Origin of the sequence: Mesorhizobium sangaii (assembly GCF_014207355.1) — a bacterium.
GTDB classification, from domain to species: Bacteria; Pseudomonadota; Alphaproteobacteria; order Rhizobiales; family Rhizobiaceae; genus Mesorhizobium; species Mesorhizobium sangaii.
Map to the genome: position 1 here is coordinate 1,525,815 of NZ_JACHEF010000001.1, position 10,955 is coordinate 1,536,769.

Consider the following 10,955-nt stretch of genomic DNA (forward strand, 5'->3'; position numbering starts at 1 on the left):
TCAGGCCTCCACCAGGCTGAAGGTGACGTCACAGGCGCCGTTGTGACGGATGACGCCGCAGGCTGCGGCGAACCGATCGCGCTCTTCGGCGCGAACTTGCGCCACCACGCTGCCGGCGAGCCAGCCGATCGGGAACAGCAGGCGCGCGCCCTGCCCGTAGTAGAGACCGATGTCGAAGATCGCATTGGGATTGCCACCCCACAAGCGCGGCGGCACATAAGACAGCACTATGTCACCCGGCTGCGGCGTCAGCGTCGCGTTCTCGGCCGGCAGAGGCCTGGCATAGGGCTGGCCCTCGAGATCGGCAGCGGGAACCGGGCAGGAGATTTCCGGTCCCGTCCACATCGCGTGGATGCCCGGGACGACGCGTGGCGTGCCGAGATATGCCTCGAGAAAGGCAACGTTTTCCGGTGCCTTCTGCGGAAGCAACAGCGCCGTCACGGAAAGCTGAGAGCGTGGCTCGGTGATCCTGATGGCGGTCATGTCTGGTCTTTCGCGGCGGCGGATTGCAGCTTGCTGCGCAGGAAGGTGAAGGGCCGGCTGATGTCGGCGGCCAGCGACTCGCGCGCGGCCTGCGCATCCTGGGTGGCCAGTGCCGTGACGATGCGGCGGTGATACTGGGCGGTATCGACCTCGCCGGCTTCCGAGAAGGCGTAGATGGCAACACGAATGCAGGGGCCCGATTGCAGCCACAGGCTTTCGATCATCGGGATCAGCACGGCCGAGCCGCAGGAACGGTAGATCTCGAAATGAAAGCTCTGGTTGAGCGTCACTTCGCGATCGACGTCTTTCTTGTGTTTCAGAGCCCGCATCTCGTCCCATTCGCCGAGAATGGTCTCGATGGTGGCGATCTGGCGCGGCCCCATGCGGGCGGCGGCCAGTGCGATGGCCTCGCCCTCGATCAGGATACGGGCACGCAAGAGATCGTCGAGGCGTTCCAGCGTGATTGGCGGCACCCGCACCGAACGGTTGGGCAGCGCCTCCAGCGCCTTTTCGGTGATCAACCGACCGAGCGCTTCGCGCACCGGCATGGTCGAGGTGACCAGCGCATCGGCAAGGCCACGGATGGTCAGCACCTGGCTTGGCTCGAACAGGCCGCCGATCAGGGCGCGGCGCAATTCCGAATAGACGCGATCCTGCACGGTTTCCCGGCCGACAGGCGCCAGTTGGGCCGCGATGGCCTCATTGTTCTTTTCGATGGCGGCCTTTTGCATGGAATTCCGTTCTCGGCCGGTTTTCGGCTTGCAGACGAAATTAAAGCCGAATAGCGTGATCAAAGCAAGTGTGATCACAAATCAAAATCAGGAGACGGCAACGATCGTCTTCGGCCAGAGGGTTTGATGAGCGAGGCAGCGGAACAGCAGGGGCAAGAGACCCGTGCACCGGTTCTGATGGCGAGGAAGGTCGTCAGGCGGTTCGGCGGCCTCGTCGCCGTCAACGATGTCTCGTTCGACGTAAGGGCAGGAGAAATCCTCGGCCTGATCGGGCCGAACGGCGCCGGCAAGACGACGATGTTCGATCTGCTGGCCGGCAGCATCCTGCCGACCAGCGGCGATATCCTGCTCAATGGTACGCGCGTTTCGGGCGAAGCCGCGCATCTGCGCATCGGTCGCGGCCTTGGCCGCACCTTCCAGATCCCGCGCCCGCTGCCCAACCTGACGCTGATCGAAAACATCATGCTGGCGGCGCAAGGCCAGGCCGGTGAGAAGCTGCTTGCCAATTTCGTGACGCCATGGCGGGTGGCGGCGCAGGAGAGAGCCGCCAGGACCAAAGCGCTCGAACTGCTGGAGTTGGTCACCCTCACCCATCTCGCGCATGAGCCGGCGCGGGTGCTTTCCGGCGGCCAGCGCAAGCTGCTCGAACTCGCCCGCGTGATGATGGCCGATCCGGCGATCATCCTGCTCGACGAACCTGCGGCCGGCGTCAACGCAACGCTGCTCGAAGTCATCATCGACCGCATCCGTGATATCAACGCGCGCGGCATCACCTTCCTGCTGATCGAGCACAACATCGACATGGTGACGCGGCTCTGTCATCGCGTCCTCGTCATGGCGAGCGGCCAGTTGCTGAGCGAAGGCACGGCGGAAGAGGTCGCCCGCGACCCGCGCGTCATCGAGGCCTATCTCGGAGGCACCACATGAGCGAGATCGTCCTCGATGTTCGCAATCTCGAGGCCGGCTACGAGCCCGGCGTACCGATCGTGCGCGGCGCCTCGATCACCGTTAGCAAAGGCGAGATCGTCGTCGTGCTCGGCCCCAATGGCGCCGGCAAGTCGAGCTTCATCAAGGCCATCGCCGGCCTCGTCCCGATCACCGGCGGCACGGTGTTTCTGGACGGCAAGGACATCACCGCCGCACCGGCCCACACCATGGTGCGGCTCGGTCTGGCCTTCGTGCCGCAGACCGAAAACATCTTCCCGCTGATGTCGGTCGAGGACAATCTGAAGGTCGCCTGCGGCATTCTCGAGCGGGGCGAAATCCCTGCCCGCATCGACGAGATGTATGCAGCCTTCCCCGACCTCATCCGCCAGCGACGAACCGCCGCCGGCAATCTCTCGGGTGGGCAAAGGCAGATGCTCGCCGTCGCGCGGGCGCTGATCGTCCACCCCAAGGTGCTGGTGCTCGACGAGCCATCGGCCGGCCTGTCGCCGAAATTCGTGTCGATGGTGTTCGAGATGCTGGCCGGTATCCGCAAATCCGGTGTCACCATCCTTTTGGTCGAACAGAACGCCAAGGCAGCACTCGCCATCGGCGACCGCGCCTATGTGCTGGTCGAAGGCAAAGACCGGCACGAAGGCATTGCTTCCGAACTGTGGAACGACCCGGTCGTGGCCGAACTCTACCTTGGCCAGCGCCCCCTCAAGGCAGAAAAAGCGCCGCACGCCGGTGAGGGAGGTGCGGCATGAGCCTGCAATTCATCGTCGACGGGCTGCTGACCGGTTCGATGATCGGTCTCGGCGCCATCGGCGTGACGCTCACCTATTCGATCCTGCGCTTTTCGAACTTCGCCCATGGCGACTTCATGGCCTGGGGCACCTATGCGACGCTGGCCGTCGTCAGCGCCATCGGCGCGACATTCGGCAAGGTGGCGCCGATCGGACCGCTGTCGTTCGGCTGGCCGCTGATTGTCGCGCTGATCGTCGGCATGGCCTTCACCGCTTTGCTGGCGCTGCTGCTCGACAAGGTTCTGTTTGCGCGGCTACGCTCGCAGGGCCAGGCGATCATCGTGGTGATGGCGAGCTTCGGCGCATCGATGGCGCTCAGAAGCCTGCTCGAATTCACCTTCACCTCTCGGCCGACCTATTTCAGCCGGGCGATCCAGATCGCCATGCCGGTCGGCTTCGGCATTCGCATCACGCCCGACCAGATCGCGCTGCTACTGCTAACCGCCGTGCTGGTGCTCGGCGTGCATCTGTTGATGACACGCACGCAGACCGGTCGCGCGATGCAGGCCTTGAGCCAAAATGCTGCACTGGCCCGCATCGTCGGCATCGACGTCGCCAGCGTGGTGCGCGTGACCTGGATCATCGGCGGCGCGCTGGCCTGCGTCGCCGGGGTGATGATCGGCATTCTGGTGCAGATCCGCCCGTTCATGGGCTTCGACATGCTGCTGCCGATGTTCGCCGCCGCCATTCTCGGCGGCATCGGCAGCATTCCCGGCGCCGTGCTCGGCGGCCTGATCATCGGGCTGGCGGAAGCCGGCGCGGTACAGCTGATCGGCGCCGAATGGCGCGCCGCCGTCTCCTTCATCATCCTGATGGCGGTGCTGTTCGTGCGACCAATCGGGCTGTTTGGAGTGAGGGAACGCTGATGGATCTGCTCGGCTACGGCGCCTTCTTCCTGACCACGGCGCTGATCTTTTCGCTGGTCACACTGGGGCTTAACCTGCAATGGGGGCTGACCGGCCTGTTCAATGTCGGCCTCGCCGGCTTCGTCGCCATCGGTGCCTACACCTCGGCGCTGCTGACCACACCTGACGATGCCGCGCGGCTCGGCGGCTTCGGCCTGCCGATCCTTGTCGGTTGGCTCGGCGCCATGGCCGTCGGCGGCATCGCCGCAGCACTTACCGGCATGGCCACGTTGCGGCTGAGATCCGACTATCTGGCGATCACCACGTTCGGCGTCGCCGTCGTCGTGCAGTTGGTCGCGCTCAACGCGCAGGGATTGACCGGTGGCCCGTTCGGCATCGGCTTCATCCCGCGTCCCTTCGGCAGCCTTGCCGAGACACCGCTGCTGTTCAACCTCTCCAACCTTGCCGTCGTCTCGGCCGTGACGCTCGTCGCCTACCTCGCCTTGGAGCACCTGTCGCGCAGCCCGTGGGGCCGCGTCTTGAAGGCGCTGCGCGAGGACGAACGGGCGGCGATCTCGCTGGGCAAGAGCGCGCGCTTCTTTCGCGTCCAGGCCTTTGCCGTCGGTGGTGCCATCATGGCGCTGGCGGGCGCACTGCAGGCGCATTTCACCGGCTTCATCGCGCCGGACAATTACCTGCCGATCCTGACCTTCCAGGTGTGGGTGATGCTCATCGTCGGCGGCTCGGGCAGCAATCTCGGCGCCGTCATCGGCAGCATCCTGGTCTGGGCGATATGGGCCGGATCGGGCACGTTGACCAGCGTGCTGTTCCCGCCGGAGCAGCAGGCCCGCGCCGCAGCGCTACAGATTGCCGCGATCGGTGTCATGCTTTGCGTCATCCTGCTGATCCGGCCGAACGGCCTGTTCGGCGACCGGCCGCGGCGGCCATGGTTCAGCAAGCGGGCGAAGTTGGTCGCGGACAAGAGCAGTTCCGGGTCATGAGTGCCGCTGTCCGGCAGGAAGCGCATGACGTTTCGCTCTGGCATGCCGTCAGTCGCAATCGTCGCGACCGGCCGGCGCTGCAAGGCGAGCTCAATGTCGATCTCGCCATTGTCGGCGGCGGCTTTTCCGGTCTTTCGACAGCATTGCACGCCGCCGAGAAGGGGATGTCGGTCGCCATCCTCGAAGCCGAAACCATTGCCTGGGGCGCCACAGGCCGCAATGCCGGCCTTGTCGTGCCGAATTTTGCCAAGCGAGACCCCGACGACATCATTGCCGAACTCGGGCCTGAGCGTGGCGAGCGGCTGGTCGACTTCGCCGCCGGCAGCGCCGACCTCGTCTTCGACCTGATCAAGCGGCACAACATCGAATGCGACGCGCTGCAGAATGGCTGGATCCAGCCGGCACACACCCCGGCCGCCTTGAAGAAGACGCGATCGCGCGCCGAGCAATGGGCGCGGCGCGGCCGGCCGACCGTCACGCTGGATAGCGCGGCGGTGACGGAACTCACTGGTCTTCGCGGTTACAGCGGCGGCTGGATGGACCGTTCCGGCGGCGTCCTCAACCCGGTCGAGTATGCGCGCGGTCTTGCCGATGCGGCCGAGAAAGCCGGCGCTCGGCTTTTCGAGCACACACGTGTCGCTTCGATCGACCGCATGGCAGACGGCTCGACGTTGAGAACCACAGCCGGCGCGGTGCGAGCAGGAAAGGTTCTGGTCGCGACGAATGCCTATGGTAGCGCTTTGAACCCGCTCCTGGCGCGAACCTATATCCCGCTGAAAGTTTTCCAGATCGCCACCGCGCCGCTGCCGCCCGACATACGCACTCGCCTGCTGCCCGGCGGCCATGGCATCGGCGACACCAGGCGCAACCTGTTCACCTGCCGCTTCGACAGCCAGAACCGGTTGATCAGCGGTGGGATGCAGATTGTCGGCACCGGTGCCGAGACGCGCGTGCCGCAAACGGTCTGGCGACGGCTCGCCAGGCATCTCGATTTGCCCGACCTGCCGCCGCTTGCCTACAGCTGGACGGGGGTGGCGGCGGTGACGCCAGATTTCCTGCCGCGCCTCATCGACCTCGGCCCGGGTCTGATCGCCGGCTTCGCTTGCAATGGCCGCGGCATCGCCATGACCACGGCGATGGGCAAGGTACTGGCGGACTGGGCGAGCGGGGTGGACACCCAGGACTTGCCGCTTCCCTTCGCCCCGCCGTCGCCGGTCCCGTTCCATGGCGTGGTCCGCTATGCACCCAATGTGCTGCTCCCCTGGAGCATGCTGCGAGACCGGCTGGACAAGCTGGGCCTGACTGGTCTCTAGCGCCTTGCCAGAGCCGCACCTGTACACCACCGTCGCTTCGTTCGCATGACACGCCTGATCTGGCCTGACGCCAATGCGGTCCGGCATCCGTCGGTCCAACTACAGCCGACATTTGAGCGCCAGCGCTAGCCTTCCCGCAATTTACGCAATGAAATCAATGGTCATGGAAGGCCCGGAGCCTCGGACTTTTCTGCACAAAATCAACATGTTAGCGGATGGCTCGCCAATCCGTTTCCCTCGTACGGTCTGGCGAACCTAGAGACAATGAACGAGATTAACTAGCAGCTTTGAACCGTCCGTTGCTGGCCTGTTGCCTTGGTCGAACGTTGACTGCCGCCACGGCCCGGTTCACGCTCAGAATCACTCTCAGCCGCAAGGCAGACAATACCCAGAAGGTTCGAGGACTACCCAAAAATAAGGCGGAAGACATTGTGAGGCAGCCCGCAAAAAGCGGCCAACAGCATTTTATCGCGGCGGAACTGATTGCGGTGTTGGTCGCAGTGACGATTGGTCACCCGCGCGTCATGACCATCGAGCGTGGTCAATCCTTGCCTTCCGGCCCATTCGAACTTGGACATCGTTCCCTGCAGTCGGGCCTTAGGGATTGGGTCGAACAGCAGACACGCCACCCGTTGGGCTATATCGAGCAGCTCTACACTTTCGCCGATCGCGACAGGACGGCAAACGGGAGCGCGCAACGCGTGGTTTCCATCAGCTATCTCGCCTTGACCCGGGAGGAGCAGGCTGCACCTGCCGACAAAGCCGCATGGCGCAACTGGTACGACTATTTCCCTTGGGAAGATCATCGTGCAGGTGTTCCCTCTACATTACCGGACCTGATCGTTCCGGGCCTGAAGGCATGGGCGGATGCCGCGGACGATCATCAAGTGCGTCTCGACCGCCGGCAACGAACCGCGATTGCCTTCGGTGTCGATGAACATTCATGGAACGAGGAGTTGGTGCTGCAACGCTACGAGTTGCTCTACGAAGCGGGTCTTGTCGGGGAAGCGCGTCACCAGCGAGGGGAAAACGGCACGCTATCGGCCTTCGGTCTGGCAATGGCGGCCGATCACCGCCGTATTCTGGCCACAGGCATCGCAAGGTTGCGCGCCAAGATCAAATATCGTCCTGTCGTTTTCGAACTCATGCCGTCGGTCTTTACGCTCCTGCAACTCCAGCGCAGCGTCGAAGCGCTGGCCGGCCGGCTCGTCCACAAGCAGAATTTCAGGCGGTTGGTAGAGCAGCAGGAACTTGTCGAAGAGACTGGCGCATCAACAACCGACACTGGCGGCCGACCCGCCAAGTTGTTTCGCTTCCGGCACGGCGTGCTGGCCGAGCGGGCAGTCGCCGGGACGAAATTGCCACTTTCACGTGCTTGACATCCCTTATACTCCATATAAGCATATGCCCTATATATACTCACAACGAGCATATGTGAGGCACGCAAATGACGCTGAGTTCCACGCTGTACGATCGAGTACGGACGGTCATTCCGGCCATCGAATGGCCGGTATTCGCCGATGATATAGAGGCCATTCTCGATCTGAAGCGGCAGCGAAACGCCGTCATCCTGGCGCACAATTATCAAACACCGGAAATCTTCCACTGTGTCGCCGATATCGTCGGCGACAGCCTGGCACTTGCCCACAAGGCGATGACGGTCGAAGCGGATATCATTGTGCTGGCAGGCGTGCATTTCATGGCCGAGACGGCAAAGCTGCTCAATCCGCAAAAGACGGTACTCATTCCTGACCTGCGCGCAGGCTGTTCGCTGGCCGACTCGATTACCGCCGAAGACATCCGCCTGCTTCGGCAGCGCTATCCCGGCGTGCCGGTCGTCACCTATGTCAACACGTCAGCCGAAGTGAAAGCCGAGTCCGATATCTGCTGTACCTCCGGCAATGCGAAGGCTGTCGTCGAGTCGCTTGGCGTTCCCCAGGTGATCATGCTGCCAGACGAATATCTGGCCCAGAACATCGCCGCCCAGACCGAAGTGCAGATCATCTCCTGGAAAGGGCATTGCGAGGTGCATGAGCGCTTCACGCCTGCAGACATCCGCCAGTTGCGCGAGGACCATCCGGGTGTGACGGTGTTGGCACATCCCGAGTGCCCGCCAGAAGTGGTGGCCGAGGCCGATTTTTCCGGCTCGACCGCAGCGATGTCCGACTATGTCGGGCGGCAAAAGCCGCCCCGCGTCATGCTGATGACGGAATGCTCGATGAGCGACAATATCGCGGTCGAACACCCCGAGGTCGAGTTCATCCGGCCCTGCAATTTGTGCCCGCACATGAAGCGGATAACGCTCGCCAACATCCGTACGGCGCTCGAGCAGAACCGCCATGTGGTGACCATCGAGCCGGAGATTGCCGGGCGCGCGCGGCTGGCCGTCGAGCGGATGCTGGCGGTATGAGCGTGGACGTCCGCGATCTCGCCGGGCGACCGGTCATCATCGGCGGCGGCATAGCCGGGCTGATGACCGCGCTGCACTTGGCGCCCGAACCGGTGCTTCTCCTGTCCAGGACGCCATTGGGTGCTGACGCCTCCAGCACGTGGGCACAGGGCGGCCTCGCCGCAAGCCTCGGCGACGACGACGATCCGGCGCTGCATCTGGCCGACACGCTCGCCGCAGGCGATGGGCTCTGCGACCGGGACGTGGCGAACCGCATCCTCCAAGCCGCGCCCGGTGCGATCGAGACGTTGGCGGGCTTCGGGGTCCGCTTCGACCGCACGCCGGAAGGGACGGTGCTTCTTGGACTGGAGGCCGCGCACAGCCGACGCCGCATCGTTCATGCCGGCGGCGACGGCAGCGGGCGCGAGATCATGCGTGCCCTGGTTGCGGCCGTCCGCTCGACACCGACAATAGAGGTCGTTGAGGACTTCGAAGCGCGCCAACTGGCCGTCGAGGACGGCAAGATCGCCGGTGTTCTGGCGAGCGGTCCGACGGGCCCGGTGTTCTTCACCACGGGACGGGCCGTCGTTGCCACCGGCGGAATCGGTGGGCTGTTTCTCGACAGCACAAATCCTCTGGGCAGTTGCGGACAGGGCCTGGCGCTTGCGGCCCGCGCGGGGGCTGTCCTTGCCGATATGGAATTCATCCAGTTCCACCCGACCGCGCTTGATGGATCGAACCGCCCCATGACGCTCATCAGCGAGGCGGTTCGCGGCGAAGGCGCAACCATCGTCGACGAGACAGGGCGGCGTTTCCTCGACGGTTTGCGAGGGGAACTCGCACCACGCGACATCGTCGCGCGCGCCGTCTGGAAGCATCTTGCCGATGGCCATCGCGTCTTTCTCGATGTACGGGAAAAGCCCGGCCCGGCATTCGGGCGGCAGTTCCCGACGATCGCATCGGCCTGCGGCAAGGCGGGCATCGATCCGACGCGTGATCCCATTCCCATCCGGCCGGCGCAGCACTATCACATGGGTGGTGTGGCAGTGGATCTGGCCGGGCGCACATCAGTTCCGGGACTTTGGGCTTGCGGAGAGGTCGCCTCGACCGGGCTGCACGGCGCCAACAGGCTGGCCAGCAATTCGTTGATCGAGGCCGTCGTCTGCGCGCGCTGGGTCGCCGAGAGTGTTGCCGGTTCGCCCGGAGGTGGCGGAAAGCCAGCGATGGCACCTCGCCTGCTCGCCCCCGATCCAAGGCCCGTGCGTCCTCTTCTGTCCCGAGCCCTCGGCGTCATACGGGACGGTGAAGGGTTGAAGGAGGCCGTACGGGCCTTGTTGCTGCTGTTGCAGCGGCGCGACATGGCCTCCGATCCCGCGGCCGTCGGGCTGATGATCGCGGCTGCCGCCTTGCAGCGCCGAGAAAGCCGAGGTGCTCATTTCCGGACCGACTTTCCGCATCATGCGGCTCTCGCCCGCCGCTCCCAAATCACGCTCGACGCGGCCATTGCCGCGGCGCGGGAACTCACATCCTCCCCGACTCTGGAAAGCGTCTCGTGATGAGCCTCGCACCACTCCCCGCAATCATGCTCGAGCCTCTGGTGCGGGCAGCTCTTCTCGAAGATCTCGGCAGGGCTGGCGACGTGACCTCGGATGCCGTCATACCGAAAGACCATCATGCGACAACCGCCCTGACAGCGCGCCAGGCCGGGACCGTCGCCGGGCTCGATCTGGCCATGCTCGCCTTCCGGCTCATCGACCAGAGCGTCGACATGACCGTACATCATGGGGACGGCAGCGAAGTGGAAGCCGACGAGATCGTTGCAACGGTGAGCGGTCCGGCCCGGGCCATTCTCACCGCGGAACGGACGGCACTCAATTTCCTCTGTCACCTGAGCGGCATCGCCACCGCGACGGCATCGGTCGTCGCGGCGGTTCGCGGGCACGGCGCAAAGATCGTCTGCACCCGCAAGACGACACCTGGATTGCGGGCTGTCGAAAAATACGCCGTGCGTGCCGGTGGCGGATCCAATCACCGCTTCGGCCTCGACGACGCGATCCTGATCAAGGACAACCACATCGCCATCGCCGGCGGAATTCGCCCCGCAATAGAACGCGTGCGAGGCAGCGTCGGCCATCTCGTCAAGATCGAAGTCGAGGTCGATACGCTAGCCCAGCTCGAAGAGGTTCTGGCGCTCGCTCCCGACGCTGTGCTGCTTGACAATATGTCGGTCGACGAGCTTCGCCAGGCTGTCGTGCTGGTTGCCGGCCGGACGATCACCGAGGCATCTGGCAGGATCACCGCCGCGATTGCGCCAGCCGTTGCCGCAACCGGTGTCGATCTGATTTCCATTGGCTGGTTGACTCACAGTGCGCCGATCCTCGATATCGGTCTCGATTACCGTGAGCTTTGATGGTGAGACCCTGACCATCTACATTCGACCCAGCTCCTCTCGACGCGGTCCGC

Annotated in this window: 11 protein-coding genes; 9 read left to right on the forward strand and 2 right to left on the reverse strand. The window is 64.2% G+C overall.

Features of this window, described 5'->3' with window-relative positions; genetic code table 11:
* Both HNQ71_RS07225 and HNQ71_RS07230 read right to left on the reverse strand, forming a co-directional pair.
* Positions 1-483 carry a DUF3830 family protein gene (locus HNQ71_RS07225; protein ID WP_184871830.1) on the reverse strand — a complete coding sequence of 161 codons (483 nt, stop codon included), beginning with the start codon at positions 481-483 and terminating at the stop codon, positions 1-3.
* The gene (locus tag HNQ71_RS07230; protein WP_095081116.1) at positions 480-1,214 is read right to left on the reverse strand and encodes a GntR family transcriptional regulator; all 735 of its coding nucleotides are present in this window, start codon (positions 1,212-1,214) and stop codon (positions 480-482) included. Before HNQ71_RS07230 ends, HNQ71_RS07225 begins: the two co-directional genes overlap by 4 nt.
* A gap of 126 nt (positions 1,215-1,340) precedes the next feature.
* Between HNQ71_RS07230 and HNQ71_RS07235 the strand changes: the two genes are divergently transcribed.
* The 9 genes from HNQ71_RS07235 to nadC all read left to right on the forward strand — a co-directional run bounded on the left by HNQ71_RS07235 (position 1,341) and on the right by nadC (position 10,902).
* Positions 1,341-2,141, forward strand: a complete 801-nt coding sequence (locus HNQ71_RS07235) for an ABC transporter ATP-binding protein (protein WP_184871831.1) — start codon at positions 1,341-1,343, stop codon at positions 2,139-2,141.
* The gene (locus HNQ71_RS07240) at positions 2,138-2,905 is read left to right on the forward strand and encodes a branched-chain amino acid ABC transporter ATP-binding protein (RefSeq protein WP_184871832.1); all 768 of its coding nucleotides are present in this window, start codon (positions 2,138-2,140) and stop codon (positions 2,903-2,905) included. Before HNQ71_RS07235 ends, HNQ71_RS07240 begins: the two co-directional genes overlap by 4 nt.
* Positions 2,902-3,810 carry a branched-chain amino acid ABC transporter permease gene (locus tag HNQ71_RS07245; protein WP_184871833.1) on the forward strand — a complete coding sequence of 303 codons (909 nt, stop codon included), beginning with the start codon at positions 2,902-2,904 and terminating at the stop codon, positions 3,808-3,810. The genes HNQ71_RS07240 and HNQ71_RS07245 overlap by 4 nt, the downstream gene beginning before the upstream one ends.
* The gene (locus tag HNQ71_RS07250) at positions 3,807-4,790 is read left to right on the forward strand and encodes a branched-chain amino acid ABC transporter permease (RefSeq protein ID WP_184872269.1); all 984 of its coding nucleotides are present in this window, start codon (positions 3,807-3,809) and stop codon (positions 4,788-4,790) included. The genes HNQ71_RS07245 and HNQ71_RS07250 overlap by 4 nt, the downstream gene beginning before the upstream one ends.
* The gene (locus tag HNQ71_RS07255) at positions 4,787-6,103 is read left to right on the forward strand and encodes an NAD(P)/FAD-dependent oxidoreductase (protein WP_184871834.1); all 1,317 of its coding nucleotides are present in this window, start codon (positions 4,787-4,789) and stop codon (positions 6,101-6,103) included. Before HNQ71_RS07250 ends, HNQ71_RS07255 begins: the two co-directional genes overlap by 4 nt.
* A gap of 428 nt (positions 6,104-6,531) precedes the next feature.
* Entirely contained in the window at positions 6,532-7,482 is a 951-nt protein-coding gene (locus HNQ71_RS07260) for an NrtR DNA-binding winged helix domain-containing protein (protein ID WP_184872270.1), read from the forward strand.
* A 68-nt stretch (positions 7,483-7,550) separates the two neighbouring features.
* Positions 7,551-8,513: a quinolinate synthase NadA gene (gene nadA / locus HNQ71_RS07265; RefSeq protein ID WP_184871835.1), complete on the forward strand. Its 963-nt coding sequence runs from the start codon at positions 7,551-7,553 to the stop codon at positions 8,511-8,513.
* A complete protein-coding gene (locus HNQ71_RS07270; RefSeq protein WP_184871836.1) occupies positions 8,510-10,048 on the forward strand; it encodes an L-aspartate oxidase in 1,539 nt (512 codons plus the stop codon). The genes nadA and HNQ71_RS07270 overlap by 4 nt, the downstream gene beginning before the upstream one ends.
* Positions 10,048-10,902, forward strand: a complete 855-nt coding sequence (gene nadC, locus HNQ71_RS07275) for a carboxylating nicotinate-nucleotide diphosphorylase (protein ID WP_184871837.1) — start codon at positions 10,048-10,050, stop codon at positions 10,900-10,902. Before HNQ71_RS07270 ends, nadC begins: the two co-directional genes overlap by 1 nt.
* The last annotated feature ends 53 nt before the right edge of the window (positions 10,903-10,955 follow it).